The 25,565-nt window shown below is 61.0% G+C and carries 23 protein-coding genes and 1 other RNA gene; 16 read left to right on the forward strand and 8 right to left on the reverse strand.

Annotated features, from left to right (window positions below):
- Positions 1 to 3: 3 nt before the first annotated feature.
- Together IEX16_RS07515 and IEX16_RS07520 are read right to left on the reverse strand one after the other, a co-directional pair.
- A complete protein-coding gene (locus IEX16_RS07515) occupies positions 4 to 1,080 on the reverse strand; it encodes a branched-chain amino acid ABC transporter permease (RefSeq protein WP_188707733.1) in 1,077 nt (358 codons plus the stop codon).
- A gap of 118 nt (positions 1,081 to 1,198) precedes the next feature.
- Positions 1,199 to 2,074: a branched-chain amino acid ABC transporter permease gene (locus IEX16_RS07520; protein ID WP_188707734.1), complete on the reverse strand. Its 876-nt coding sequence runs from the start codon at positions 2,072 to 2,074 to the stop codon at positions 1,199 to 1,201.
- 125 nt (positions 2,075 to 2,199) lie between these two features.
- Here IEX16_RS07520 and IEX16_RS07525 point away from each other — a divergent pair, with 125 nt between their 5' ends.
- The 3 genes from IEX16_RS07525 to IEX16_RS07535 are packed head-to-tail and all read left to right on the forward strand — an operon-like array spanning position 2,200 to position 4,774.
- Complete coding sequence (locus IEX16_RS07525) at positions 2,200 to 3,591, forward strand: acyclic terpene utilization AtuA family protein (protein WP_188707735.1); 1,392 nt, start codon at positions 2,200 to 2,202, stop codon at positions 3,589 to 3,591.
- Positions 3,588 to 3,977 (forward strand): AtuA-related protein, encoded by a 390-nt coding sequence (locus IEX16_RS07530; protein WP_188707736.1) that lies wholly within the window; start codon positions 3,588 to 3,590, stop codon positions 3,975 to 3,977. The genes IEX16_RS07525 and IEX16_RS07530 overlap by 4 nt, the downstream gene beginning before the upstream one ends.
- Positions 3,974 to 4,774, forward strand: a complete 801-nt coding sequence (locus IEX16_RS07535) for a crotonase/enoyl-CoA hydratase family protein (protein WP_188707737.1) — start codon at positions 3,974 to 3,976, stop codon at positions 4,772 to 4,774. Before IEX16_RS07530 ends, IEX16_RS07535 begins: the two co-directional genes overlap by 4 nt.
- 62 nt (positions 4,775 to 4,836) lie before the next feature.
- Here the strand turns inward: IEX16_RS07535 and IEX16_RS07540 are convergent, their stop codons facing one another.
- A complete protein-coding gene (locus IEX16_RS07540) occupies positions 4,837 to 5,277 on the reverse strand; it encodes an acyl-CoA thioesterase (RefSeq protein WP_188707738.1) in 441 nt (146 codons plus the stop codon).
- Between the two features lie 48 nt (positions 5,278 to 5,325).
- Between IEX16_RS07540 and IEX16_RS07545 the strand changes: the two genes are divergently transcribed.
- The 10 genes from IEX16_RS07545 (at position 5,326) to htpX (ending at position 15,651) form a co-directional block, all read left to right on the forward strand.
- The gene (locus IEX16_RS07545) at positions 5,326 to 7,149 is read left to right on the forward strand and encodes an ABCB family ABC transporter ATP-binding protein/permease (RefSeq protein ID WP_188707739.1); all 1,824 of its coding nucleotides are present in this window, start codon (positions 5,326 to 5,328) and stop codon (positions 7,147 to 7,149) included.
- A gap of 150 nt (positions 7,150 to 7,299) precedes the next feature.
- Complete coding sequence (locus IEX16_RS07550) at positions 7,300 to 8,253, forward strand: LysR substrate-binding domain-containing protein (RefSeq protein WP_188707740.1); 954 nt, start codon at positions 7,300 to 7,302, stop codon at positions 8,251 to 8,253.
- Between the two features lie 419 nt (positions 8,254 to 8,672).
- A complete protein-coding gene (locus IEX16_RS07555) occupies positions 8,673 to 9,572 on the forward strand; it encodes a transporter substrate-binding domain-containing protein (protein ID WP_188707741.1) in 900 nt (299 codons plus the stop codon).
- 120 nt (positions 9,573 to 9,692) lie between these two features.
- The gene (locus IEX16_RS07560; protein WP_188707742.1) at positions 9,693 to 10,415 is read left to right on the forward strand and encodes an amino acid ABC transporter permease; all 723 of its coding nucleotides are present in this window, start codon (positions 9,693 to 9,695) and stop codon (positions 10,413 to 10,415) included.
- Position 10,416: 1 nt separating this feature from the next.
- A complete protein-coding gene (locus IEX16_RS07565) occupies positions 10,417 to 11,103 on the forward strand; it encodes an amino acid ABC transporter permease (RefSeq protein ID WP_188707743.1) in 687 nt (228 codons plus the stop codon).
- 59 nt (positions 11,104 to 11,162) lie between these two features.
- Positions 11,163 to 11,900 (forward strand): amino acid ABC transporter ATP-binding protein, encoded by a 738-nt coding sequence (locus IEX16_RS07570; protein WP_188707744.1) that lies wholly within the window; start codon positions 11,163 to 11,165, stop codon positions 11,898 to 11,900.
- A gap of 129 nt (positions 11,901 to 12,029) precedes the next feature.
- Entirely contained in the window at positions 12,030 to 13,061 is a 1,032-nt protein-coding gene (gene pyrC, locus IEX16_RS07575; RefSeq protein WP_188707745.1) for a dihydroorotase, read from the forward strand.
- A gap of 50 nt (positions 13,062 to 13,111) precedes the next feature.
- Positions 13,112 to 13,909: an NYN domain-containing protein gene (locus tag IEX16_RS07580; protein ID WP_188707746.1), complete on the forward strand. Its 798-nt coding sequence runs from the start codon at positions 13,112 to 13,114 to the stop codon at positions 13,907 to 13,909.
- The gene (locus tag IEX16_RS07585) at positions 13,906 to 14,700 is read left to right on the forward strand and encodes a DUF3025 domain-containing protein (RefSeq protein ID WP_229676239.1); all 795 of its coding nucleotides are present in this window, start codon (positions 13,906 to 13,908) and stop codon (positions 14,698 to 14,700) included. The genes IEX16_RS07580 and IEX16_RS07585 overlap by 4 nt, the downstream gene beginning before the upstream one ends.
- Before the next feature lie 66 nt (positions 14,701 to 14,766).
- Positions 14,767 to 15,651 carry a protease HtpX gene (gene htpX, locus IEX16_RS07590; RefSeq protein WP_188707747.1) on the forward strand — a complete coding sequence of 295 codons (885 nt, stop codon included), beginning with the start codon at positions 14,767 to 14,769 and terminating at the stop codon, positions 15,649 to 15,651.
- Between the two features lie 48 nt (positions 15,652 to 15,699).
- Here the strand turns inward: htpX and IEX16_RS07595 are convergent, their stop codons facing one another.
- Genes IEX16_RS07595 through IEX16_RS07605 form a run of 3 tightly spaced genes read right to left on the reverse strand, consistent with a single transcriptional unit; the run spans position 15,700 to position 18,674 of the window.
- Positions 15,700 to 16,386 carry a ProQ/FINO family protein gene (locus IEX16_RS07595; RefSeq protein WP_188707748.1) on the reverse strand — a complete coding sequence of 229 codons (687 nt, stop codon included), beginning with the start codon at positions 16,384 to 16,386 and terminating at the stop codon, positions 15,700 to 15,702.
- 36 nt (positions 16,387 to 16,422) lie between these two features.
- The gene (locus IEX16_RS07600) at positions 16,423 to 17,043 is read right to left on the reverse strand and encodes a flavin reductase family protein (protein WP_188707749.1); all 621 of its coding nucleotides are present in this window, start codon (positions 17,041 to 17,043) and stop codon (positions 16,423 to 16,425) included.
- Positions 17,040 to 18,674 (reverse strand): NAD(P)/FAD-dependent oxidoreductase, encoded by a 1,635-nt coding sequence (locus tag IEX16_RS07605; protein ID WP_188707750.1) that lies wholly within the window; start codon positions 18,672 to 18,674, stop codon positions 17,040 to 17,042. Before IEX16_RS07605 ends, IEX16_RS07600 begins: the two co-directional genes overlap by 4 nt.
- Positions 18,675 to 18,794: 120 nt before the next feature.
- On the opposite strand from IEX16_RS07605, the gene rnpB reads away from it, so the two are divergent.
- An RNA gene (rnpB, locus tag IEX16_RS07610) (RNase P RNA component class A) lies at positions 18,795 to 19,132 on the forward strand.
- A gap of 867 nt (positions 19,133 to 19,999) precedes the next feature.
- On the opposite strand, the gene IEX16_RS07615 is transcribed toward rnpB, so the two are convergent.
- Complete coding sequence (locus IEX16_RS07615) at positions 20,000 to 21,649, reverse strand: MBL fold metallo-hydrolase (RefSeq protein ID WP_188707751.1); 1,650 nt, start codon at positions 21,647 to 21,649, stop codon at positions 20,000 to 20,002.
- A 133-nt stretch (positions 21,650 to 21,782) separates the two neighbouring features.
- Between IEX16_RS07615 and IEX16_RS07620 the strand changes: the two genes are divergently transcribed.
- Together IEX16_RS07620 and IEX16_RS07625 are read left to right on the forward strand one after the other, a co-directional pair.
- Positions 21,783 to 22,760 carry a tripartite tricarboxylate transporter substrate binding protein gene (locus tag IEX16_RS07620; protein WP_188707752.1) on the forward strand — a complete coding sequence of 326 codons (978 nt, stop codon included), beginning with the start codon at positions 21,783 to 21,785 and terminating at the stop codon, positions 22,758 to 22,760.
- Between the two features lie 180 nt (positions 22,761 to 22,940).
- Positions 22,941 to 24,122: a hypothetical protein gene (locus tag IEX16_RS07625; RefSeq protein ID WP_188707753.1), complete on the forward strand. Its 1,182-nt coding sequence runs from the start codon at positions 22,941 to 22,943 to the stop codon at positions 24,120 to 24,122.
- 165 nt (positions 24,123 to 24,287) lie between these two features.
- Here the strand turns inward: IEX16_RS07625 and IEX16_RS07630 are convergent, their stop codons facing one another.
- On the reverse strand, positions 24,288 to 25,562 hold the full coding sequence (locus tag IEX16_RS07630; protein WP_188707754.1) for a lytic murein transglycosylase: 1,275 nt from the start codon (positions 25,560 to 25,562) through the stop codon (positions 24,288 to 24,290).
- Positions 25,563 to 25,565 lie beyond the last annotated feature (3 nt).

Raw genomic sequence — 25,565 nt, forward strand, 5'->3', positions numbered from 1 at the left:
GGGTCATTTCAGTCTGTCCGATTTTTGGAAGGATTTCTGCCGCTTGAACATGCCCTTGCGGTAGAACGGGAAAGTCTGCAGGTAGGTGCGGATCTTGAGCCAGCGGCCGTACAGGCCAAGCGGCTCAAACAGCACAAAGGCGATCAGCACCATGCCGTACACCACGCCCTGCAGTCCGGGCGCCTGGCCGATGGCAGCGGGCAGGTAGTCCTTGACCAACGCAATCGCCTGCGGCATCGAGATCAGGAAGATGGCACCCAGGAAAGCGCCATGCACAGAGCCGACGCCGCCAACCACAATCATCAGCAGCAAGTCAATCGACTGCAGGATGTTGAACTGCTCGGGCGAGATGAATTGCAGCTTGTGTGCATACAGGGCGCCGGCAATACCGGCGAGCGCCGCCGACAGCGCAAACGACAGGGTTTTGTAACGCGCCAGATGGATACCCATGCTCTGCGCGGAAATTTCCGAATCGCGAATCGCCACAAAAGCGCGACCGGTCGGTGAACGCAGCAGGTTCAGGATGGCCAGCGTGGAGCCAACCGCCAGCACCAGACAGAGGAAATAAAAGGATTCGCCGCTGTCCAGCTTCCAGCCGAACATGTCTGGCGCCTTGATGTGAATACCGGCGTTGCCGCCAGTGACTTTTTCCCAACGCGCAAACACCTCCTCGACGATGAAACCGAAGGACAGTGTTGCCATGCCGAGATAAATACCCTTGACGCGCAACGCCGGCAGTCCGACCACCAGGCCCACGGCGGCCGACAGGCCCGCAGCGCAGGCCAGCGCAATCGGGAACGGCACGCCGGCATTGGTCATGACCGCCTGCGTGTAAGCACCGACACCGAGAAAGGCCGCATGCCCGAGGGAGAACAGCCCGGTAAAACCCGCCAGCAGCATCAGCCCGAGGCCGGCAATGGAATAGATCAGGATGAAAGTCAGCTGCGCCAGCCAGTATTCGGCAAACAGCCAGGGCGCCGCTACCAGCAGCAGCATCAATGCGCCGTACCAGAACACATGCCCGCCGTGTTTGGCAAGCTTGATGTCCTGCCCGTAGTCGGTCTTGAAGATAAACCTCATAGCCCCCCCGAAGCGCCTTCGGCGCCTCCCCCCAGGGGGGGCGCCACCTGCGGCCCGGCAAAGCCGGTTCCGCGGTGACTTGGTCTTTCCATCGTGTACGCGTTGCGCTGTCTTTTGGTCATACTTTTTTCCGGAGCTTCTCGCCGAACAAACCACTGGGCTTGACCATCAGCATGATCAGCACCACCACATAGGCGGCGATGTCCTTGATGCCGTCCGGCGCGTAAAAGCCGGCCATTGATTCGACAATGCCGATGACCAGGCCGCCGACAATGGCGCCGGGCAAGCTGCCGAAGCCGCCGACCACCGCTGCCGGGAAAGCCTTCAGGCCGATGAAACCCATGTTGGCGTGCACAAAGGTGATGGGCGCGAGCAGCAGACCGGCGACGGCCGCGACCGCAGCAGCCAGACCCCACACCAGGCCGTTGATGCGCTTGACCGGAATGCCCATGTAGTAGGCGGCCAGCTGGTTTTGCGAGGACGCCTGCATCGCGATACCGATCTTGCTGTACTTGAACGCCGCAAACAGCACCAGGCACAACACTGCGGTGGTGCCGATGACGGCCATCTTTTCGACATTGAGAACCAGCGCGCCGACGTTCCAGATCTGGTCCTTGTAGGGCACGGGCAGCGTGTGGGTTTCGGTGCCAATGCCCGGAATCATGGTGATCAGGCCGCGCGCTGTGTAGCCGACCCCGATTGTCAGCATCACGATGGAAAACGCCGGCTGGCCCAGGATCGGCCGTATCACCAGCCGCTCCAGCAACACGCCGAACAGGGCCATCCCGGCAATCGAGCTGAGGATGGCCAGCCAGTAAGGAAAGCCCAGCATGGTCATGCAGGCCAGGCCGCCGAAAGCGCCCAGCATCATGAGCTCACCCTGGGCGAAGCTCACGGTTTCGGTGGCCTTGTAGATGAGGACAAAACCCAGGGCGATCAGCCCGTAAATACAGCCTTGCGCGGTGCCGTCGATGATCAATTGCAATAACTGCACATTTACTCCACAATAAATTTTTACCAAGCAGACGCTTGGTAAAAATAGCCCTCAGTTGAAAACTGTTCGGGCGCGGTTTTTTTTCGGGTTTGAAATTTGACGGGGTTGATCATGAGCTGCATTCAATGAAAAAATCAATCCGGATTGGTGCCGGGTTGGGTTTCTACGGAGACGCATGGGAGCCAGTGCTCGCGAGCATTGAAAAAGGTGGTGTGCATTACATCGCCAGCGACCATCTCGCCGAGCTCACGCTGGCCATCCTGCAGAAAGATTTGCAGCGCGACGCCTCACTGGGCTACGCTAGGGACGTGGTGCCATTCCTGATGGCCTTGTGGCCGGCGATGGCGCAGCGAAAAGTTCGCTTTGTCTGCAACGCGGGCGGCCTCAATCCGGCCGGTGCAGCGGCTGCGGTCCGGGCCGCTTTTGCGGCCAAAGGCTGGTCCGCGCGCGTCGCCGTTGTGACAGGTGATGAGGTCCTGAAAGAGGTCGATGGCCTGGCGCCGCCGCATATGTTCAGTGGCGCCGCGTTTGATGCGGTGCGTGATCGCATGGTGTTTGCCAACGCTTACCTCGGTGCGCGGCCTGTCATTTCTGCGCTGCAGCAAGGCGCCGACATTGTCATCACCGGCCGCGTCGCTGACGCCGCACTTTTCCTCGGCCCACTGGCGCATGAGTTCAACTGGAACCTGGGTGATGAGCACCCCGCGTCACCGTCTGAGCTGAATCGTCTGGCCCAGGGTCTGGCGGTTGGACATCTGCTCGAATGTTCTGGCCAGGGCAGCGGCGGCAACTTCGGCAGCCTGCAGGCCTGGAAGGCCATTCCCGACCTGGCCCACATTGGGTACCCGATTGCCGAGGTCAGCGAAGATGGCAGTGCCATCATCACCAAAGCGCCGGGCACCGGCGGCCGCATCAACTTCGACACGGTGCGCCAGCAACTGCTGTATGAGGTGCACAACCCGCATGCCTATATGTCGCCCGATGTGGTGCTGGACCTGTCCACCATCACACTCAAGGACCTGGGTCAGGACCGCGTATCCATGTCGGGCGCGACCGGCCATGCGCGCCCGGAGCAGCTCAAGGTGGTGGGCGGCTACCGCGACGGCTTCAAGGCCGAGGTGACTTGGGGCTTCAGCTGGCCCGATGCCTACGACAAGGCGCTGGCTGCAGTGGAGATGGTGAAAGCGCAACTGGCCGACAAGGCGGTGCCGCACGAAGCGCTGTTTGTTGAATTTCCGGGCTTGAACTCTGCGCACGGCGCGCTGGCGCCGCTGCCCGATGCAAAAGCGCTGACGGAGTTGAACGAGGTCTGGGTGCGCATGGTGCTGCGCACGCGCGACAAAAAGGCCGCTGACGGTTTCGGTCGGCTGTTTCCGTGGATGGCGCTGAGCGGGCCGGCCTACACCTGTGGCTTTCAGGGCCTGCACAACAGCAGCGAGTTGCTGGGCATCTGGCCGGCGCTGATGGACCGCAAGGCTGTTGAATCTCGCACCCGCGTGGAGGTGCTGCAGACATGAGTGCGTCCGTACAGAAAATCCGGCTGGCTGATCTGGCCCATGCGCGCAGCGGCGACAAGGCTGACTGGGTGGACTTTGGCGTGTTTGCCTGGAATTCAGCCGGTTACGCCGTATTGGTGCGCGAGGTGACGGCGCAGCGGGCGGCGGAACATTTCGCGCCCTGGCTCCCCGGCCGCATCGAGTGCTGGCCGCTGCCCAACATCCTGGCGATCAAGCTGGTGCTGCACGACGCGCTACAGGGTGGCGGTGCGCGCAACCTGCGACTGGACAACCTGGGCAAGTCCATGGCGGCGGCCTTGCTGCGAATGGAAATCAATGTGACTGCCGAGGAACTCGCTGCCTGTCTGGCGGCGCCGCGTGTCGGCTGGTGGGGAGATCAAAAGTGACAGTACATATTGAAAAGGACGGTGAGGTCACAGTTATCACGCTGGACCGCCCGGACGTGCGCAATGCGGTGGACAGCGAGCATGCGCGTGCGCTGTACCAGGCTTTTCTGGCCTTTGATGCCGATGACAGCGCAAAAGTCGCAGTGTTCCACGGCGCGAACGGGCATTTCTGTGCCGGCTGGGATTTGCAGTTCGGCGCGAAGATGCTGCGCGAAGCCCAGGGTGGTGAATCGGCGGTGTTTGCGGAGCTGGAGTTTCAGGCGCAAGACCGCAACCCGGCCGGGCCCATGGGCCCCTCGCGCCTGCTGCTGTCCAAACCGGTGATCGCGGCCGTCAGCGGCGCGGCCGTCGCTGGCGGCATGGAGCTCGCCTTGTGGTGCGACATGCGGGTGATGGAGGACGACGCCTACTTCGGCGTCTATTGCCGACGTTTCGGCGTGCCATTGATCGACGGCGGCACGGTGCGGCTGCCGCGCCTGGTCGGAATGGGCCATGCGATGGATTTGATCCTGACCGGCCGCAAGGTTGAAGCTGCCGAAGCCTTGCAGATCGGGCTGTGCAACCGGGTGGTGCCGCGCGGCACAGCGCGTGAGGCGGCGCTGGCATTGGCGCAGCAGCTCGCGGCTTTTCCGCAGAAGACCATGCTGGCTGATCGCCAAAGTGCATACACGCAGTGGGATTTGCCCTTGCCGCAGGCGCTCAAGCAGGAGTGGGACGGGGGCCGGGAATGTTTGGGCGAGGGTCTGCAGGGCGCAGCGCGTTTTGCCGGGGGCCAAGGCCGACACGGCAAGTTTTGATGATGAAATAGGCCGTTGGCCCTTGTCTGGCAAGCGCAGACAGCTATCCAAAAGATAGCGAATTATTGCGGACGCGGCAGCGAGGAGGGTGGCACCGGCCGCGGCTGGCCCGCATCGTCGATCGCCACGTAGGTCACGCTGGCTTCAGTCACCTTGATGTAACGCCCCTGGGAGTGAAAGCGCTCCGCATACACCTCGACCTTGACCGTCATCGAGGTGCGGCCAATCCGGGTCAACTCTGAATAAAAAGACAGAATGTCGCCGACACGCACCGGCTGCTTGAAGATGAACTCGTTGACCGCCACCGTGGCCATGCGGCCTTCGGCATAACGCGCCGGGATCACCGAGCCGGCCAGATCGACCTGGGCCATGACCCAGCCGCCGAAGATGTCGCCGTTGGCATTGCAGTCAGCCGGCATCGGGATGACCTTGAGCACCAGTTCCTTGTCCAGCGGCAGCTTGACGCTCAAAGGGTCATGGGGGAGGCTGGATTCGGTGGACATAGGCACAATCGGTAGTGAAAAATTGAAACAACAGGACAATTGTCTCCGATGCGCTCTTATGCCCCCGCGACCGAAGCGCCCAAAGCCCCCGGCGCAGCCCCACCCCCCGAATTGAACCGCTCCGACTGGGCCACGCTGCAACGCCTGTTTCCCTACCTGTGGGATTACAAATGGCGGGTGCTGGCAGCGCTGGCCTTCATGGTCGGCGCCAAGGTCGCCAACGTCGGCGTGCCGCTGCTGCTGAAAAACCTGGTCGATGCGATGAGCTTCAAACCCGGTGACGTGCAGGTCGTGCTGGTGGTGCCGGCTGCGTTGCTGGTCGGTTACGGGTTGCTGCGCTTGTCCACGTCCCTGTTCACCGAACTGCGCGAACTGGTGTTTGCCAAGGCCACCGAAGGCGCGGCGCGGCGCATCTCGCTTGAAGTGTTCCGGCATCTGCATGCGCTGAGCCTGCGTTTTCACCTGGAGCGCCAGACCGGCGGCATGACACGCGACATCGAGCGCGGCACGCGCGGCGTGCATTCGCTGATCTCGTATTCGTTGTACAGCATCATCCCGACGCTGATCGAAGTCACGCTGGTGCTGACCCTGCTGGCGGTCAAATTCGACATCTGGTTTGCCGGCATCACCATCATTGCGCTGGTGTTTTACATCACCTTCACCGTCACGGTGACCGAGTGGCGCACCAAGTTCCGCAAGGAGATGAACGAACTCGACTCCTCGGCGCATAGCCGCGCCATCGACTCGCTGCTCAACTACGAAACCGTCAAGTACTTCAACAACGAGGACTTCGAGGCGAAGCGTTACGACGAAAACCTGATCCGTTACCGACGCGCCGCCGTCAAGAGCCAGACCACGCTGAGTTTGCTCAACACCGGCCAGCAGCTGATCATTGCCGCCGGCCTGGTGGCCATGCTCTGGCGCGCGACGCAAGGCGTGGTCGACGGCCGCATGACGCTGGGCGACCTGGTCATGGTCAACGCCTTCATGATCCAGCTCTACATTCCGCTCGGTTTCCTGGGCGTGCTATATCGCGAGATCAAGCAAAGCCTGACCGACCTGTCCAAGATGTTCACCTTGATGGAAAAAGAGCGCGAGATCGCCGACCAGCCCGGCGCGCCGGCGCTGGCCCTGCAAACCTCACCGGCGGTGCGTTTTGAAAACGTCAGCTTCGCTTACGAGGCGTCGCGGCCCATTCTGCACAACATCAGCTTCGAGATTCCACCGGGCAAAACGGTGGCGGTGGTGGGTTCCTCGGGCGCCGGCAAGTCCACGCTGGCGCGCCTGCTGTTTCGTTTCTACGACGTGCAGCAGGGCCATATCACCATCGCCGGCCAGGACATCACGCAGGTGACCCAGGCCAGCGTGCGTCAGGCAATAGGCATCGTGCCGCAGGACACCGTGCTGTTCAACGACACGGTCGAATACAACATTGCCTACGGCCAGCCCGGTGCCAGCCGCGCCCAGGTGGAAGAAGCCGCGCGCGCCGCCCGCATCCACGACTTCATCAGCTCCACGCCCGCTGGTTATGCCACCATGGTCGGCGAGCGCGGCCTGAAACTGTCCGGCGGCGAGAAGCAGCGCGTGGCCATCGCCCGCACCCTGCTGAAGAACCCGCCGCTCATGATTTTTGACGAGGCCACCTCGGCGCTGGACTCGGCCAACGAACGCGCGATCCAGGCCGAGCTGCGCAGCATCGCGGAAAACAAGACCACGTTGGTGATTGCGCACCGGCTGTCTACGGTCGTGGATGCGCACGAAATCCTGGTGATGGAAGCCGGCCAGATCGTCGAGCGCGGCACCCACGCGGCCCTCCTGGGCCTGGGTGGGCGTTATGCAGCGATGTGGGCGCTGCAGCAGAGTTCCGAATAATCTTCAAGGGTTTTGGGCTTCTGGCCCTTGTCGCGAATGCGGAGTCAGCTATATATTTGATAGCAATTTGAGGCCCGGGGACTCCGGCTGCCGTCGTCCTTCGGGATTTCCGTAGATACAAGCGCGTTGCCAACTCGCATAATTCAAGCCATGGAAACCAAATGGCTGGAAGATTTTGTCAGTCTCGCTGAAACCCGGAGCTTCAGTCGCTCGGCGACGCTGCGCCACGTGACGCAACCGGCGTTTTCGCGGCGCATCCAGGCGCTGGAGGCCTGGGCCGGCACCGACCTGGTGGACCGCAGCTCTTACCCGACGCGACTGACCCCCGCCGGCGAAACGCTGTACAGCCAGTCGCTGGAGATGCTGCAGGGCCTGCAATCGACGCGTGCCATGCTGCGCGGCCACAACTCGGCCGGGCAGGACGTGATCGAGTTCGCCGTGCCGCATTCGTTGGCCTTCACTTTTTTTCCGGCCTGGGTCAGCAGCCTGCGCGAGAAATTCGGGCCCATCAAGAGCCGGCTGATCGCACTCAACGTGCACGACGCGGTGCTGCGGCTGGTCGAGGGCAGTTGCGATTTGCTGATCGCCTACCACCATGATTCGCAGCCTTTTCAGCTTGACGCCGACCGTTACGAGATGATCAGCCTGGGGCAGGAGGTGCTGGCGCCTTTCGTCAAGGTCGATGCCGACGGCGCGCCGCTGTACCGCCTGCCGGGACGCGCCGGCCAGCCGCTGCCTTACCTCGGTTATGCACCCGGTGCCTACCTGGGCCGCGTGGTGGACCTGATCCTCAAGCAGTCCAGCACCGCCATCCACCTGGACCGGGTCTACGAGACCGACATGGCCGAAGGCCTGAAGGCGATGGCGCTCGAAGGCCACGGCATTGCCTTCCTGCCATTAAGCGCCGTCAAGAAAGAATTACGCGTGAAAAAGCTGGTCAGCGCCGGCCCCGGCCTGGAGATGACGATGGACTTGCGGGTCTACCGCGAGCGGCCAACCACCAAGACTGCAGCCAAGAACCCGGCGCAGGCGCTGTGGAACTACCTCGAAAGCCAGGCTTTGCCCAAGACGGCCGGAAAGGTCCGTCTAGGTGGCAACCCTTAGCGGTTATAAATTAAATGCATGAAGCCGCGACTTATCAGCATTGGCTTTTCGGCGGCTGAAAATTTACAGTCCGGGACGTTCTGTGATGCAGAGAGGGTGACTTTCTGATGCGACCCGCCAGGGACATTGGAAGGGTTGGCACAAAGACTGCTTAGCCTGACAACACTGTTTTGCCGATTTGGACGCTGGCACTGTCTTGGGGATTGCTTGTTCCTGGATTCGCGCTTTACTTCTCGTGCGCCGCAGCTTTACCTGCAAGCTGTCGGCCGTGGGTTCATCCAGCGCGTTCCTGAACATACCGGTCCACCGGCTGGCGCGCAAAGGGATGGGGCAAACCTTGGGCATGGGCCCATGACCGGCTCCTTAGAATGACGTCATCAACTATTTCATCAACTATTTCATCAACTGAAGGAAATTTCATGAAACTCAAACTAGCCGCATTGACCATTGCTGTCCTCGCGACCAGCGGCGCTTTCGCCCAGGCCACCGACACTCTGGCCAAAGTCAAGGCTTCCGGCATCATCACCATGGGTGTTCGCGACTCTTCAGGCGCCTTGTCCTATACGCTGGGCGACGGCAAATACGCCGGCTACCACGTTGAAGTCTGCAACCGCATCATCGCCAACGTGGAAAAGGCAGTTGGCCGCAAGCTGGAAGTCAAATACCAGTCGGTGACCTCACAAAACCGCATTCCCCTGGTGCAAAACGGCACGGTGGACATTGAGTGTGGCTCCACCACCAACAACGCCACTCGCCTGAAAGACGTGTCTTTCCTGCCGACCACCTTTGTTGAAGAAGTCCGTATTGCTGTCAAGGCCAACTCCGGCATCACCGGCATTGCGCAGCTCAACGGCAAAAACGTGGCGACTACCACGGGTACCACGTCGGTTCAAACACTGCGTAAAAACGAGCGCGCCACCGGTGTTGACTTCAAGGAAGTTTTTGGCAAGGATCACTCTGACAGCTTCCTGCTGCTCGAGTCAGGCCGCGCCGACGCTTTTGTGATGGACGGCGCCATTCTGGCCGGCAACATCGCCACTTCCAAAACGCCCGCCGACTTCAAAATTGTGGGTGAAGTCCTGAGCGTGGAACCGATCGCCATCATGGTCCGCAAGGACGATGCAGCCTTCAAAAAGGTTGGCGACGATACCGTCAAGGAAATGATGAAGTCCGGCGACATGGCCAAACTCTGGGACAAATGGTTCCAGCAGCCGATCCCGCCGAAGAACACCCGTGTGGGATATGCCGCCAGCGACAGCACCAAGGCTGCCTGGGCGACGCCGAACGAGAAGCCGATGGAAGACTACGCCAAGAAGTAAATCCGGCGTCTGATCGCCTGACCAGGTACAAACCCCGCCCCTGAATTTCAACCGGCGGGGTTTGTCATTTGCTGCAGGCCTGTTTGCGTGCAACATGAATAACAAAAAGCTGGAGTTGCCATGAGTTGGGACTGGAAAGTTTTTCTGAACGACGACGGCAGTGGGCGCACTTACCTTGAGTGGATGTTCGAAGCCTGGAGCTGGACCCTGGCCGTTGCGGGTGCGTCGTGGGTGGTCGCCATGGTGGTGGGTGTCCTGTTCGGTACGCTGCGCACCTTGCCCCACAGCCCGTGGCTGGTTCGCCTTGCCAACGCCTGGGTAGAGTTGTTTCGCAACATCCCCTTGCTGGTGCAGATCTTCATCTGGTACTTTGTGGTGCCGAAAATATTTCCCGCCATGCAGCAGTTGCCCAGTTACGTTCTGGTGGTATTTGCGCTCGGATTTTTTACCTCGGCGCGTATCGCCGAGCAGGTCAGGGCCGGCGTTCAGTCGCTGCCCCGCGGCCAGCGGTATGCCGGTATGGCCATGGGTTTCACCACGGCGCAGACCTACCGTTACGTGATCCTGCCCATGGCTTTCCGGATCATCGTTCCGCCGCTGACCAGCGAATCCATGAATCTGCTTAAAAATTCATCGGTCGCTTTTGCCGTGTCGATTGCCGAACTGACCATGTTTGCAATGCAGGCCCAAGAAGAAACTTCGCGCGGCATCGAGATTTACCTGGCCGTCACGGCGGCCTACGCGGTGTCGGCGTTTGCCGTGAACCGGGTGTTTGCCTTTATTGAAAAGAAGGTCCAGATACCGGGTTACACCATGGCTGGCGCGTCTGGCGGGGGGCACTGATATGTTTGGACTCGACCTGAGTTTTTTCAACTGGGACATCATTTCCAAGTTTGTCATCAAGGGTTTTTTGTTCAGCATCCAGCTGACGATTGTGGCCACCATTGGCGGCATCATCTTTGGTACCCTCCTGGCCCTGATGCGCCTGTCGGGCAAAAAAATCCTGGTGGTTCCTGCCACCATCTACGTCAACGGCATGCGTTCTGTGCCGCTGGTGATGGTGATCCTGTGGTTCTTCCTGCTGGTGCCGGCCGGGTTTTATGCGCTGATTCCCGGAGGCAGCAATTACCGGGCGGAAATTTCAGCCGTCATTACCTTTGTGGCCTTTGAAGCTGCGTATTTCAGCGAAATCATGCGGGCCGGCATTCAGTCCATTTCGCGCGGTCAGGTCAATGCCGGGCGCGCCCTGGGCATGACTTACGCGCAGAACATGAAGCTGATTGTGCTGCCGCAGGCTTTCAGGAACATGGTGCCGATTTTGCTGACCCAGACCATCATCCTGTTTCAGGACACTTCGCTGGTATATGCGATTGGCGCTTATGACCTGCTCAAGGGCTTCAGTACCGCGGGCAAAATTTATGGCCGGACCGAAGAGGCTTATTTGCTGGCTGCCGTAGTTTATTTCGTGATGTGTTTTGGCCTGTCTTACATGGTCAAGCGCCTGCAGAACAAAATTGCCATCATTCGGTAATTTTTTCAATCCATGAGAAGACAAGCTGAATAAAGATCAAGAGAAGACTGGAGCACATGATGATTGAGATGAAAGAAGTTTCCAAGTGGTACGGCACGGTGCAGGTGCTCAACAACTGCAGCACTAACATCAAAAAAGGCGAAGTGGTGGTGGTCTGCGGCCCTTCGGGTTCCGGCAAATCGACGCTGATCAAGGTCATCAATGCGCTTGAGCCTTTCCAGAAAGGCGAAATTTATGTCGATGGACAGGCCGTGCACGACCCCAAGACCGATCTGCCCAAGCTGCGCTCGCGTGTCGGCATGGTGTTCCAGAACTTCGAGCTTTTTCCACACCTGAGCGTCACTGAAAACCTGACGCTGGCGCAGATCAAGGTGCTGGGCCGCAGCCAGGACGAGGCCAAAACCCATGGCCTCAAATACCTGGACCGTGTGGGCCTGATGCTGCACAAAGACAAGTTTCCCGGCCAGCTCTCGGGCGGTCAGCAGCAGCGTGTGGCGATTGCGCGCGCGCTCAGCATGGACCCGATTGCCATGCTGTTCGACGAACCCACTTCGGCACTCGACCCCGAAATGGTCGGTGAGGTGCTGGACTGCATGATGGGCCTGGCCACCGATGGCATGACCATGATGGTGGTCACGCATGAGATGGGGTTTGCGAAGAAAGTGGGCAGTCGCGTGATCTTCATGGACGTGGGCGGCAAGATTCTTGAAGACTGCTCGAAGGACGAGTTTTTCATGCACCCGGAGAATCGGCAGGCGCGGACCAAGGATTTCCTCAACAAAATCCTGGCACATTGAACGTCTTGTCACCCCGGACCTGATCCGGGATCCATGTTTCGAATACCAAGGGCGCGGGTGGATGTGACATGGATTGCGGGTCGAGCCCGCAATGACAAAAGGCGTTAGGCTTTTTGGGACAATGGCGCCATGACCCAAATAACCCTGACCCGCCCCGACGACTGGCATTTGCATGTGCGCGACGGGGATGCCCTGAATACCGTCGTGCCGCACACTGCAGCGCAATTCGGCCGGGCCATCATCATGCCCAACCTGCGTCCGCCGGTGACCACGGCGGCGCAGGCTGTCGCCTACCGCCAGCGCATCCAGGCCGCCGTGCCGGCAGGCGTGGCCTTCGAGCCGCTGATGACGCTGTACCTGACCGACAACTTGCCGCCTGACGAAATCAAGCGCGCGAAGGACGCCGGTGTGGTGGCGCTCAAGCTTTATCCGGCGGGCGCCACCACCAACAGCGACGCCGGTGTGACCGATCTGCGCAAGACTTACAAGACACTGGAAACGATGCAGCGCGAAGGCCTGCTGCTGCTGGTGCATGGCGAGGTCACCTCGCCGGACATCGACCTGTTTGACCGCGAGGCGGTCTTCATCGACACGCAACTGATTCCGCTGCGCCGCGATTTTCCGGAACTGAAAATCGTCTTCGAACACATCACCACACGCGACGCCGCGCACTATGTGCGTGACGCCGGCCGTTTCATGGGTGCCACCGTCACCGCGCATCACCTGCTGTACAACCGAAACGCAATTTTTACCGGCGGCATCCGCCCGCACTACTACTGTCTGCCGGTGCTCAAGCGCGAGACCCACAGGCTGGCGCTGGTTGAAGCGGCCACCAGTGGCAATCCACGGTTTTTCCTCGGCACTGACAGCGCGCCGCACGCGGCCCACCTGAAAGAACACGCCACCGGCTGCGCCGGTTGTTACACCGCCCATGCGGCGATGGAACTGTATGCCGAAGCGTTTGACAACGCCGGGGCCCTGGACAAACTCGAAGCCTTTGCCAGCTTCAATGGTGCCGATTTTTATGGCTTGCCGCGCAACAGCGGCAGCATCACGCTGACCAGGGAAAGCTGGACGCCGCCAGAGAGCTACGCTTTTGGCGAGGCTGAACTCAAACCACTGCGTTCGGGCGAAGCGCTGGCGTGGAAGCTGGTCGGCTGAAAATTCTGCCCAAGTCAACTGGGCAATCAACATAAAGGGGGCGCCGGACCATGGTTGTATTTTTGATAGACGCGGATAACTTGTCTTCCCCCGCCTGGATAGAGGAAGCATTTCGAGAACTCGAATCCGAAGGGGAAATCTCCGTTCGGCGTGCTTATGGCAGTGCGGAAAACCTGCGAGGTTTGGCCGAGGTATTGCGCGTTCTGGCAGTCCGCCCGTTTGTAAATCTTTACCTCACCAAAAACACCACAGACCTTGCATTGGCAGTGGACGCCATGGAACTGGCTTGCCAGACGCCGAAGCCCCAAACCATTGTTATTGGCTCCGGCGATGCCGATTTTGTTCCTTTACTGGTTCGCTTGCGTGAGCGTGGGATTCGTTTGGTCTGCGTGTCCGAGCAGAGCAAGATGGCCTCGGAGGCGATTTCAGCCTACCACCGCGTCATCCATGTCGGCCAGAACAAGGGAACGCAGACGCGCCAATTGTCTAGCACGCCAGGGAAGCCGAGCACATTGGCCCCCAAAAAAGCAGTGGCAAAGAAGGTGCCCGCCAAGAAGATTGCCGAGAAACCAGTGGCAGCTAAAAAGGCAGCGCTTAAAAAAGTTGTTGAAAAAAGTGCGACAGGTGCACCAGGAGATGTATCGGTTCAGCGCATTCTGGAGGTTGTGCCGGGATTGCGATCAGAAAAGTTTCTGCGCCTGGGTGATGTTGCCAAGTTGCTGCATGACGCGAAGCTGCTGGGAAAAAATTCGGCCACCCCCAAGCTGTTCAAAAAATTCCCCCACCATTTTGAGTTGGCGCCTGCCAAACAGCCCAACGAAGTTCGCTACATTCCGTCCTCACGGTGAGTTCCTCGCATACAGCGCTGCTGCTTCCCGTTGACTGGGACCGCCCCTGGCTGGCGCCGTGGCGCGAATCTGGCGAGCGGGTGGCGCTGGCAATTGACGGCGGCGCGGCCTTCCACGAGGCCCTGAACCGCGAACCCGGTGCGCCGCGGCGTTTTGTGCCGCAATCCGCCTTGTCCGCCGGCCAGGCCTACGAGCAATTTATCTTTGACGCGGGCTCGGTCCCAACCCGCGACAACCTGCACGATTTTTTCAACGGCTTGTGTTGGCTACGTTTTCCGCTGACCAAGGCCAAACTCAACCAATTGCAGGCAGCAGAAATTGCAGCTGCCGGTGTGGCGCCACTGCGCGGACCGGTGCGCGATGCGCTCACGGTGTTTGACGAAAACGCGGCTTTGCTGTCGGCACCGCAGCCGCTGTGGGATGCGCTGCTGGACAAAGACTGGCGCAGGCTGTTCATTGACCTGCGCCCGCTGTGGCAGCAGGCGCAACTGCTGCTGTTTGGTCACGCCCTGCTGGAAAAGCTGGTTTACCCACGAAAACCGGTTACAGCCCATGTGTACCGGGCTCAGACGGCTATGAAATCGATAGCAAATCTGGACGCCTGGGTGGCGCAGGATCTGAGCGCGGAAAAACTGGCCGGCAAACCTTTTGCGCCCTTGCCGGTGCTTGGCGTGCCTGGCTGGTGGCCGGAAAACGAGAACTTTTCCTTTTATGATGACTCTCTTGTATTCCGCCCGCTGCAAGAATCCAGAACAACAAAAAACAGTGGACGCGCCGCCGGTGCAACTTGATATGGGTCGGCCAGACCTCATATCCGGCGCAAGGCGGAATTTTTTCACCGACCCCACGGAGAACCCATGAAACGTATTTTGCTGTTTGTAATGACCAACCTTGCAGTGGTGGTAGTGCTGGGCATTGTCGCCAGCCTGCTGGGCGTCAACCGCTATCTCACGCCGCAAGGCCTGAACCTGGGCATGCTGCTCGGTTTTGCCGCAGTCATCGGTTTCGGTGGCGCCATCATCTCGCTGCTGATCAGCAAGCCGGTCGCCAAATGGAGTTCGGGTGTGCGCGTGATCAACGAGCCGGCGAACGCCGATGAAGCCTGGATTGTCGAAACCGTGCGCAAACTGGCGACCACCGCCGGTATCGGCATGCCCGAAGTCGGCATCTTTGAGGGCGCACCGAACGCCTTCGCGACCGGCGCCTTCAAGAATTCCTCGCTGGTTGCGGTCTCCACCGGCCTGCTGCAAGGCATGACGCGTGAAGAGATCGAGGCCGTTCTGGGCCACGAAATCGCGCACGTGGCCAATGGCGACATGGTGACCATGACCCTGATCCAGGGTGTGATGAATACCTTTGTGGTGTTTCTGAGCCGCGTGATCGGCTACGCGGTGGACAGCTTTTTGCGCCGGGGCAGCAGCAGCAACTCCGGCCCAGGCATTGGGTATTACGTGAGCACCATCGTGCTGGACATCGTGCTCGGTTTTGCCGCCGCCATCGTGGTGGCCTGGTTCTCGCGCCACCGCGAGTTCCGCGCCGACGCCGGCGCGGCCCGCTTGATGGGCAAGAAGCAACCCATGATCAATGCGCTGGCCCGCCTGGGCGGCATGGTGCCCGGCCAGTTGCCCAAGGCCGTCGAAGCCATGGGCATCACCGGCAGCATGGGCAAGCTTTTTGCGACGCATCCACCGATTGAAGAGCGTATCGCTGCCCTGCAGAATGCCCAGCCCGGCCAGGTCTGACCCAGCCAGGTCACCGGTAAAAAGCCACTGCATCCGCAGTGGCTTTTTTTATGGGGTGACGGCCGTTTTGGCGGCCTGTGCGGCGCGCACGCGCGCAAGAGCTGCCGTCACCTCGGCCAGGTTCAGGCCGTACATGTCGGCAAACTCGGTTTCGGTTTTTCCGCTCGCCTCGAAGGCGCGCAGCAGGGCCTCGCGTTTGGCGGCCTGCACGGCAAGCTCGGCCAGCGCGTCATCGACCAGCGCGTTCGTGGCTTCGTCCTGCACCCGCACCAGCGTGGCATAGTCTTCGCGGCTCAGCCCCGAAACTTCGATGGCCTGGATCAGCCGAAGTTGCAGGCGTGGGCGCAGGTCCTCGCGCGAGCGTGCCTGGCGGCGGCGGAAAATTTCCAGAATGGCGTGGTGCACATGTTCGGGCGCGACCGGCTCGACCGGATTGCCGTCGAGGTCATGCCGGGGCAGACCGGCGGCCACGCTTTCAAGGTAAGGCGTGGAGCGGGCGTGCTGGCCCATGGCGATTTTGAGTTCGTCTTTTTTGAAATCCTCGGGATGGCGCGCCAGCAGGTCCTGGAAAACACCGAGCTTGAGCGGCAAGAATTTGGCGCCGAACAGCTTGGGGTAAAGCGCGAACAGGCGCTCAAGCACCGGGCTGGCCTGGCGTTGCCTTGGGGCGCGGGCCGGTGGGCGTTTGCCGGGGCGTGCTGGCTGGTCGGTGGTGGCGGGAGAGGTATCGGTCATGGGTGTCGGTTCAGGAAAAATGAAGGAGATGGGTGTTCAGCGCGGCCTGAACATCTTGAACAGATTGTCGGGGGTAACAGTGAAGTAATCTGCGGGGCCGCCCCCGCGCAGGATGGGCTGGGCTGCGGCGGTGTCGTAAATGCCATTCTTGAGCAGGTGGCGGGCGATGTGCACACCGACGACTTCGCCGAGCACCAGCCAGGTTGGCACCGCCACGCCGTCCACACCCTGCAACTGCAGCACCTGGGTCAGGCGGCACTCAAAGGACACCGGGCTTTCGGCCACACGCGGCACCGCGATGCGGCGCGAGGCCACCGGTGTGAGGCCGGCCAGTTCAAACTCGTTGACTTCTGGCGGCACCGCTGCGCACGACAGGTTCATCTGCTCGGCCAGCGCGCGTGTCGCCAGGTTCCAGCCGAACTCGCGCGTCTGCTCGATGTTGCGCAGGCTGTCCTTGGCACCGATGCTGGAAAAACCGATGATGGGCGGCGTGTAGTTGAAGGCGTTGAAAAAACTGTATGGCGCGAGATTCAGGTGGCCCTGGGCATCTTGCGAGGAAATCCAGCCGATGGGGCGCGGACCCACGATGGCGTTGAAGGGATCGTGCGGCAGGCCATGGCCGCTGGCGGGTTCGTAAAAATGGATGTCGTCGTTCATGCGCCGCCTTTGTTGCCCGTCATACTGAGCGCCAGCGCTTCGGCAACCTCGATGCCGTCGACACCGGCAGACAGGATGCCGCCAGCATAACTCGCGCCTTCGCCGGCCGGGTACAGGCCCTTGACGTTGATGCTCTGGAAGTCGTCGCCGCGCGTGATGCGCAAAGGCGACGAGGTGCGGGTCTCGACACCGGTCAGCACGGCGTCGAACATATCGAAGCCGCGTATCTTTTTGCCGAACACGGGCAGTGCCTCGCGCATGGCGGTGATCGCGTAGTCGGGCAGGGCGCCGCCCAGGTCGGTCATCAGCACGCCGGGTTTGTAGGAAGGCTCAACACTGCCGAGTTGGGTCGAGGCCCGGCCCGCCACGAAATCGCCGACCAGCTGGCCTGGCGCCTCGTAAGTGCCGCCGCCCAGGGTGAAGGCATGTGATTCCAGTGCGCGCTGAAAAGCAATGCCGGCCAGCGGCCCGCCAGGGTAGTCGGCCGGGGTGATGCCGACCACGATTCCGGCGTTGGCATTGCGTTCATTGCGCGAGTACTGGCTCATGCCGTTGGTCACGACGCGGCCTTCTTCGGAGGTGGCCGCCACCACGGTGCCACCGGGGCACATGCAGAAGCTGTAGACCGAGCGGCCGTTGCCGGCGTGGTGCACCAGCTTGTAGTCGGCCGCACCCAGCAGCGGGTGGCCGGCATGTTGTCCCAGCCGCGCGCGGTCGATCAGGCCCTGTGGGTGCTCGATGCGAAAGCCGACTGAAAAAGGCTTGGCTTCCATGTAGACGCCGCGTTCGTGCAGCATGGCAAAGGTGTCGCGCGCGCTGTGGCCGGGCGCCAGCACCATGTGGTCTGTGCGCAGCTCGTAGCTGGTTCCGTCGGCCAGGTTTTGCACACTCAGGCTCCTGAGCTGGCCGTCCTCGATCAACACGTCCGATAGGCGATGCTCAAAACGTATCTCGCCGCCCATGGCGATGATCTGCTCGCGCATGTTCTCCACCACCTTGACCAGCTTGAAAGTGCCGATGTGCGGTTTGCTGACCAGCAGGATTTCGTCGGGCGCGCCGGCTTTCACAAACTCGGTCATGACCTTGCGACCGAGGAAACGCGGGTCCTTGATCTGGCTCCAGAGCTTGCCGTCTGAAAACGTCCCGGCACCGCCTTCGCCGAACTGCACATTCGATTCGGGATTCAACACGCCTTTGCGCCACAGGCCCCAGGTGTCCTTGGTGCGTTCGCGCACTTTCTTGCCGCGCTCCAGCACGATGGGGTTCAAGCCCATCTGCGCCAGCAACAGGGCGGCAAAAATGCCGCAGGGGCCGAAGCCGACAACCACCGGACGCAGCGCCGGCGCCTGGCGGGCCGTGGTGACGAGGTGGTAAGTCTGGTCGGGTGCGGGACGGATATGCGGGTTGTTGCTGAACTTGGCCAGCAGCGTGGCTTGCAGATCGGCGCTGGCCACCTCCACGTCAGCGATATAGACCAGCAGCAGCTTTTGCTTGCGGGCGTCGTAACTGCGTTTGTAAACCGTGTGGCCGCGCAGCTGGTCGGGCTGGATGCCCAGGGTGCGCTTGATCAGCGCGGGCAGGGCATCTTCGGTATGGTCAAGCGGCAGCTTGAGTTCAGTCAGGCGGATCATGGGGACTCTCAGGATCTGTTTTTCGGATCTATCGAGCATTTTACGCTTTCAGCCCATAGCGGGTGTGCGCAAGCAGCTATCAAATCCATAGCGCTTTAAATGCCGGGATAATAGGGGTGTGAAGCACGCCAGACTGCCGCTGGTGCAAGGGTGGAAACACCGCACTGGAGGAAGGTCCGGACTGCAAAGGGCAGCGTAGCAGCTAACAGCTGTCCACCGTGAGGTGAGGATCAGAGCTACAGAGACGAGTCGGACCGGGGCAACCCGGGACGGGTGAAACGAGCAATCTCTACGCGCAGCAATACCAAGTAGGCACACGTTGACGGGGCCCCCGGAGTGTGCGGGTAGGTAGCACCGAGCCGTCTGGCGACAGACGGCCCAGATTAATGGCAGTCACGGGGCGGCAACCGCAAGGAAACCGCCCTGCACAAAATCCGGCCTATCGGCGGGCTTCACACTTTTTTGGCTTGACCCTTCCGCTGTCATCCCGGACTTGATCCGGGATCCATATGGGCGAACTACTTATCTGCTTCGTAACATGCGAGTTTGCGAACAAGCCGGGTCTCGCCCCGGCGGGCGACTCACTTTCTCTTGCGTCGCCAAGAGAAAGTAAGCAAAGAGAAGGCGACCCGATGGTCTGGTTCCCTGCGCTTCGCTGCGGGCAACCTGCGGTGCTCGCCGAAAACGGGGCCGAGCTAGCACTCTCCCGTCTCAGACAATCGCTCGCCCTGATCCACTTTCGGCTGCGCTCCTCGGCCCAGCCCGACGGGTGGGGGGATAAAAACCAATGCGGGGACAAATCCGGAGTCCTTGAAGCGCTCAACGCTTCGAGGATGGGAATCCCAACAGACCGTTATGTTTGCACGCGGGCGCAGCGCACGCGGCCGCATGTTGTCCTCCTCCATCGCCCAGCGGGGCGAGGGAGGGGTCGGGGATGCGCTGCCTGACTCCCGCCATGCGCGTTCGGATCCACAACGGGATGATTTGCTTGCCAACACGCCGCGTCGTGTGCCCGAAGGCACACGCAAAGGGTTTGGTGAGGAAAGCGCCCGTTTTGGTCCGAACCCGAAGGGGCGTGGTTTTGCGGGCGATCCGCTTCGTTACAAAACCAGGCAAGGCGCAAAGCCTTACCTAGGGTTTTGCGCCTCACGGCTCATCCCGCAAAAGCCTCGCCGCGCCAGGCGCGAGTCAGGCAGCGCATCCCTGAGGGAGGGAGTGGGGAGTCATCCCTGCTGACAACGGCGGACAGCGGACGCAGCGCGAGTCAGGTGACGTGAGCGGTCGAGACGAGAATCCGCAAGCCGTGTCCAGCCCGCATCAGGTTTCTACAGATTAAACAAACCCTGCGCCTGAATCCGCTCCACATGCGCGAGCAGCGATCGTTTGGCAACCGGCCAAATCCGCGAGTCCACGTCGTCGTAGGCGATTTTCACCCAGTCGTCCATGGTTCCCTCCGGCTGCGCCTGCATCACGCCGACGATCTTGGCTTCGCGTTTGAGGCGGTGCGCCTTGAGCTGGGCAATCGCGGTCTTCGCTTCACCGATCACGTAACCGTGGGCCGGCGCGATGAAGTTGATGCCGTGTTCGTCGCAGGCGGCGCTGAGGGCGTCGAGTGATTCCAGGTAGGCGTTCATGTTGCCGTCGGGCGGGTCCACCACCGTGGTGCTGCCGTTGAGAATGTGGTCGCCGCTGAACAAGATACCGTCTTCCACCAGCATCAGGCACAGGTGGTTGGCCGCGTGACCCGGTGTGTGCATTACTTTCAGGGTATGTGTCATTTCTGGCTTCAGCCCATGACTGGTAAGCGTGAGTAGCTCCTGATTTGATAGCGACTGATCCGGTGTGAACTGGCTCGCCGCGCGTGCTGTCGGCGCCGATGGCAGGCCCAGGATGGGCGGCGGCGTGTTGCACAACGCCTGCAGCGGCTTGGCACCGGGCGAGTGGTCGGCGTGCGAGTGGGTACACACAATCATGCGGATGTCGCCGCCGGCTGCGCGCCAAAGCCGCTGCAGGTGGTCCATGTCAGCCGGTCCGGGGTCGATCACGATGTAGCCGGTGTTCGGGTCACCGACCAGGTAGCTGTTGGTGCCGGGGCCGGTCATCACGCCGGGATTGGGCGCGGTCAGGCGCATGACGTTTTTGAGTAGGGCCACCGGTTGCGCGGTTTGCCAGTCCAGCGTGTGCACCATCTGTCCGTCGGGGCTGGTCAAGGCGAGTTCGCCGTACGGCGCTTCATGCTCCATGTAGCGTGTCTCGGCGCCTTCGAGAAAACCGGCGCGCGGGCAGGAGGTCCACAGTGGCTGCTCGGACGCGCAGGCCTGCAGCACGGCGTCGACTGTCGCAAAAGGCTTGAGCCGCTGCAGCGTGCGTATGGTCGGGAAGATGATGAAAAAGCTGCCGGCCTCATGCCGGGCCAGCGCGTCGGCCGGCCGCACCCAGCAAGGTTCGAACTGTTCGGACTCGTCGGCGACCGGTTCCTGGCCCTCGGGCATGCGCGCAACCAGAAAGGGCACGTCGAAGCGGCGCGGCAAATCGCGATCGGTGATCCAGTGCGCCAGCACAAACACCTGGTCGCCGGCCAGCACCAGGCCCTTGTCGCGGCACTGCGCGGCGAAAGGCGCCTTGCGGTCCAGCGCGGCAATGTCGGTGGTGGTGGCGTAGCTGCCATCGGCATGGCGGGCCAGCAGCACGCCGAGTTCTTCAAAACTTTCGCGGATGGCGGCAATCGCCTGCGTCAGGTGCAGGTCGCTCTGGCTGGCGCGGCGTGTGGACTGCGCGTGTGCCGCCAAATCCGCCGCGTCAATGCCGCCACCGGGGAACACATAGGCACCCGGTGCGAAGCTGGCAGTCATGGAGCGCCGCGTCATCAGCACCTCGATGCCCTCGGGGCTATCGCGCAGCAGCAGCACGGTGGCGGCAGCGCGGGTGGGCGCGGGTTCGCGCTGCGGATACAGAAGTTGGGAAGGTCGGACCATAAGCCCGATTTTGCGCGAAACGGCGCGGCTGCTGCGTCAAACCCGAGATCAGTGACATGCTAAGTGTTATCCGCAATGGCGGATTCACCGACGCCTAAGGATACTGGCCTCACTTTATTTGCAGGTGCCTCTCATGAAACAATGGATTTCCAGAACCGCCTTCGCCGTGACGGCCGCAACCTTGCTGGCAGCGCCGCTGAGCGCCATGGCCCAAGCCTGGCCCACCAAACAGCCGATCAAGTTTGTCGCCGTTTTCCCGCCCGGCGGATCGGTGGATCAGGTGGCCCGCATTCTGGCGGTGCCGCTGTCGCAGCAACTAGGGCAGAACATCATTGTCGAAAACAAGGGCGGTGCTTCGGGCTCCATCGGCACGGCGGCAGTGGCCGCAGCGCCGGCCGACGGCTACACGTTTGCGGTGGTGTTTGACACCCATGGCGTGAACCCGACATTAATCCCCGGCATGCCGTTTGACACCCGCAAGGACCTGGCGCCGGTGTCGCTGATCGGCACCTCGGCCATGGTGCTGGCCACCTTTTCGGCATCCGAGTACAAGACTTTTGCCGATGTTGTGGCCGCAGCCAAGGCCAAAAAGAATGTCAGCTACGGCAGCATAGGCTCGGGCAGCCTGGGGCATCTGGCGATGGCGCTGCTGTCCAAAAGCGGCGGTATTGACTGGCAGCATATTCCCTACAAAGGCGGCGGCCCGCTGATGACCGACGCGGTGGCCGGCCATGTGCCGCTGTCCATCGGCTCGGTGTTTGTCACCAAGCCGCACATCGATAGCGGCCGCCTGCGCCCGCTGGCCGTGACCACCAGCAAACGCTCAGACGACCTGCCCAATGTGCCGACTGTGGCGGAGAGTGGTTTTGCCGGTTTTGACGCCCCGGCCTGGTGGGCCATTCTGGCGCCCGCCAAAACCCCGCCCGATGTGCTCAAACGCATGAACGAAGAAGTCAACAAGGCGCTGAAGAACCCCGAGATCGCAAAAAAACTCAGCGCCCAGGGCATCGACATCTTGGGCGGCACGCCTGAATCAGCCCGTGTATTCATCGACAAACAAATCGACATTTGGGCCAAGGTGGTGAAGGACAACGGGATCAAGGCGGATTGAGCGCCATCATTCGATGATGAAAGGGCCTGCGGGCCCTTTTCTGTCCCGGATCGAAGGGCATGCAGCCCGGCTTGCGGTAACCTCATGAGCTCAGATGTTTTATAACCCGCAGTGCCCTGACCGTCCGGGCCGCTATGCTACTCCGCAATTTCGCGGGATATATCAAAATTAGGCATCGCAATGACGCTTCCTGCTGACCTTGTAGCGTCACTCAAAGGCGCTCCCACAAGGGAGTTTCTCGACGACATGAAGCAGGAGAATCGTCCAAAGCATGGGCAGCGTTGGATGCTGCGTAACGAGATTGCACCAAGCGACCTATATTGCTACCTTGGCGCGAGATTCGGAGCACCGAACGGTCTGCAAAACTTCCTTCGGAACGACGATTCAGACAATCTAATTCACTGGGAGTGGTGTCTTCGCTGTGATGACGGGTGGCTTACTTTTCAGGGAATGAACTTCCGAACAGAGATCTGGCTTACCTCGCGCGCTGGAGTTGAGGAATCCGACAAGTCATTGCTTGTTGCGCAGATCAAGGCCGACTTCGCGAACTACGGCAAGCAGATGTCCGAGGTTCGCAAAGCCCTTGAAAACTGGACTGAGTTCGTGAACCCTTATCGAAGAATCAGGGGATCGATCGAGAAACTGCTGGATGATCTTCGAGAACTCAAGCTTCGTCCAGAAGACGAAGCGATACCCGACATAACTAGCGCGGAGGAGGTTCCGCCAGATCGGTGGGGGGAGCTTTTGGAAAAATACACGAAAGGGCTTGGCCTTTGCTTTGGCATACGTTCAATGTTGCCGGTGATGGCTGAGGCCTTCGTCAATTTGATCTTGTTCGTTCTCATGAGGCCAGATCTAAAGTTGGACGAGAGGCTGCGCGAGAACGCCATTCGTCAGCCGATCGACGTTCGCGTGAAGTCGCTGCATATCACCTGCTTGGGGTTCGAACGGCCCGTCGACTACTCGCACGAGTTCTGCAAGGCATATCACACGCTCGTAAACGAGAGAAATGACCTACTGCACGGCAACGTAGTCCTTGACAAACTCAAGTTCAACGAAGTGTTCTTCAATGGCCGCGTCCCGGTATTCAAACAATATCGATCCATGTGGGAGCGCTCCGTCGGTGTAGAGATCCAGGCAGTTGGTCTGCACCGCCTTGAGAGGGAGGTCGAGACGGTTGACAATTTCACCGCCTATCTCAAAAGCTGCTTGACCGAGAATGTAAGGAAGCAGTTCGAGCACCTCGCTCAAATGCGCGATCTCGGACTGAACTCGGAGAATGGTCGAATCGGTGTGCTCTTCCCTGGCCATCTGGTTGACTTCTTCCCGGTTTTCTCCAAGCCTGGCGAAGGCAATGCCTAACCTCTTACCCAAACGCTGACTTGCTATGGCCGCAACCCCCTGAAGGCTCCAGGCGATAGTTGTTAATTATCCTTCCGCGGACATTCGGCGTCTGCTCCATGGTCGGCTTAGCTCGAGCGCTACGTGACAAGAGCTAAGAGGTGAGTGGTCGCGCGTCCTGCCACTCTATTGCACGCTCTGCAACAACTCTAAAGTCGGATACCCATCCGCTGGCAAGCCCACGCTGCGCTGATAGCGGCGAGCAGCGCTGCGCGTAGCCGGGCCCATCATGCCGTCAGGTGTGCCGCTGTCGAAACTGCGGGCGTTGAGCGCCGTCTGCAGTGCTAGCAACTGGCTGCGCGACAGCGGCTGCAAATCGCGCGGCCAGGCGGCTTGAACCGGCGCGCCGCCGCCCAGTGCTTGCGCCAGCAGGCCGACGGCGAGGGCATAACTGGTCGAGTTGTTGTAACGCAGGATGGTGCGGAAGTTCGGGCCGACGATAAAGGCTGGCCCACGCGCACCTGCGGGCAACAGCAGGGCCGCGTCCGCCAGCGCCGGCAGCGGAGAGCCGTCCATGGTTTGCACGCCCAATCCGGCCCAGACCGCTGCTGGCCGCCGCTGCTCGCCATCGGCGAGTGCCAGGTCGAAGCCCGGCGGCAGGCGCACCTCCTGCCCCCAAGGCTGGCCGGACTGCCAGCCGGAACGGACCAAAAAGTTGGCGGTCGAAGCCATTACATCTGGCAGGCTGCCCCAGATATCGCGCCGGCCGTCGCCGTCGGCATCGACCGCATAGGCCAGAAAGTTCGACGGCAAAAATTGCGTCTGGCCCATGGCGCCGGCCCAGGAGCCGACCATCTGCGCGCGGCTGATGTCCCGGTTCTGCAGAATTTTCAGCGCAGCGAGCAACTGGCTGCGCGCCCAGGCCTCGCGCCGGCCTTCGAAACCCAGTGTGGCCAGCGCGTCGATTGTCGGGATGTCGCCGGTGTTGCTGCCGTAGTTGCTTTCCATGCCCCAGATCGCCGCCAAAATTTCGGCCGGGACGCCGTAGCGCGTTGCGGCCGGGTCGACCGCTGGCCGTGCTTGCAGCAGCCGGTCCTGGCCGCGCACGACGCGCTGCGTCGAGACTGCGCTGTCGAGATAGTCCCAGACCGTGCGTGTGAACTCGGCTTGTGCACCATCGAGTTCAGTCACGCGCGGGATGAAACGAATGCCATCGAATGCGCTCTGCAGTGTGGCATCGGTGATGCCGGCTGCGCGCGCGCTGCTACTGAAGTCCGCGATCCAGCGTGCGAAGCGCTGGTCGCGTTCGGCATCAACGGGCACAGGGGCGCTGCCTGGCGGTAGCGTCTGGGCACTGGTCGAAAGCGTGGCGGCGCCAGCCGCCAGCGCGAAAATGGTCAGTAGTATTGGCGCCCACCTGGAGATGGTGGGCCCAGGAAAAAGGGTACGTCTTTTTTGCATGCC

The sequence above is a fragment of the Polaromonas eurypsychrophila genome, assembly GCF_014641715.1.
Taxonomy (GTDB): Bacteria; Pseudomonadota; Gammaproteobacteria; order Burkholderiales; family Burkholderiaceae_C; genus Polaromonas; species Polaromonas eurypsychrophila.

Bases quoted from the DNA above. Each gene is read 5' to 3' on its own strand.
- IEX16_RS07515 (WP_188707733.1), bottom strand. From the start codon at position 1,080: ATGAGGTTTATCTTCAAGACCGACTACGGGCAGGACATCAAGCTTGCC.
- IEX16_RS07525 (WP_188707735.1), top strand. From the start codon at position 2,200: ATGAAAAAATCAATCCGGATTGGTGCCGGGTTGGGTTTCTACGGAGAC.
- IEX16_RS07530 (WP_188707736.1), top strand. From the start codon at position 3,588: ATGAGTGCGTCCGTACAGAAAATCCGGCTGGCTGATCTGGCCCATGCG.
- IEX16_RS07540 (WP_188707738.1), bottom strand. From the start codon at position 5,277: ATGTCCACCGAATCCAGCCTCCCCCATGACCCTTTGAGCGTCAAGCTG.
- IEX16_RS07545 (WP_188707739.1), top strand. From the start codon at position 5,326: ATGCGCTCTTATGCCCCCGCGACCGAAGCGCCCAAAGCCCCCGGCGCA.
- IEX16_RS07550 (WP_188707740.1), top strand. From the start codon at position 7,300: ATGGAAACCAAATGGCTGGAAGATTTTGTCAGTCTCGCTGAAACCCGG.
- IEX16_RS07555 (WP_188707741.1), top strand. From the start codon at position 8,673: ATGAAACTCAAACTAGCCGCATTGACCATTGCTGTCCTCGCGACCAGC.
- IEX16_RS07560 (WP_188707742.1), top strand. From the start codon at position 9,693: ATGAGTTGGGACTGGAAAGTTTTTCTGAACGACGACGGCAGTGGGCGC.
- IEX16_RS07565 (WP_188707743.1), top strand. From the start codon at position 10,417: ATGTTTGGACTCGACCTGAGTTTTTTCAACTGGGACATCATTTCCAAG.
- IEX16_RS07570 (WP_188707744.1), top strand. From the start codon at position 11,163: ATGATTGAGATGAAAGAAGTTTCCAAGTGGTACGGCACGGTGCAGGTG.
- pyrC (WP_188707745.1), top strand. From the start codon at position 12,030: ATGACCCAAATAACCCTGACCCGCCCCGACGACTGGCATTTGCATGTG.
- IEX16_RS07580 (WP_188707746.1), top strand. From the start codon at position 13,112: ATGGTTGTATTTTTGATAGACGCGGATAACTTGTCTTCCCCCGCCTGG.
- htpX (WP_188707747.1), top strand. From the start codon at position 14,767: ATGAAACGTATTTTGCTGTTTGTAATGACCAACCTTGCAGTGGTGGTA.
- IEX16_RS07595 (WP_188707748.1), bottom strand. From the start codon at position 16,386: ATGACCGATACCTCTCCCGCCACCACCGACCAGCCAGCACGCCCCGGC.
- IEX16_RS07600 (WP_188707749.1), bottom strand. From the start codon at position 17,043: ATGAACGACGACATCCATTTTTACGAACCCGCCAGCGGCCATGGCCTG.
- IEX16_RS07605 (WP_188707750.1), bottom strand. From the start codon at position 18,674: ATGATCCGCCTGACTGAACTCAAGCTGCCGCTTGACCATACCGAAGAT.
- IEX16_RS07615 (WP_188707751.1), bottom strand. From the start codon at position 21,649: ATGGTCCGACCTTCCCAACTTCTGTATCCGCAGCGCGAACCCGCGCCC.
- IEX16_RS07620 (WP_188707752.1), top strand. From the start codon at position 21,783: ATGAAACAATGGATTTCCAGAACCGCCTTCGCCGTGACGGCCGCAACC.
- IEX16_RS07625 (WP_188707753.1), top strand. From the start codon at position 22,941: ATGACGCTTCCTGCTGACCTTGTAGCGTCACTCAAAGGCGCTCCCACA.
- IEX16_RS07630 (WP_188707754.1), bottom strand. From the start codon at position 25,562: ATGCAAAAAAGACGTACCCTTTTTCCTGGGCCCACCATCTCCAGGTGG.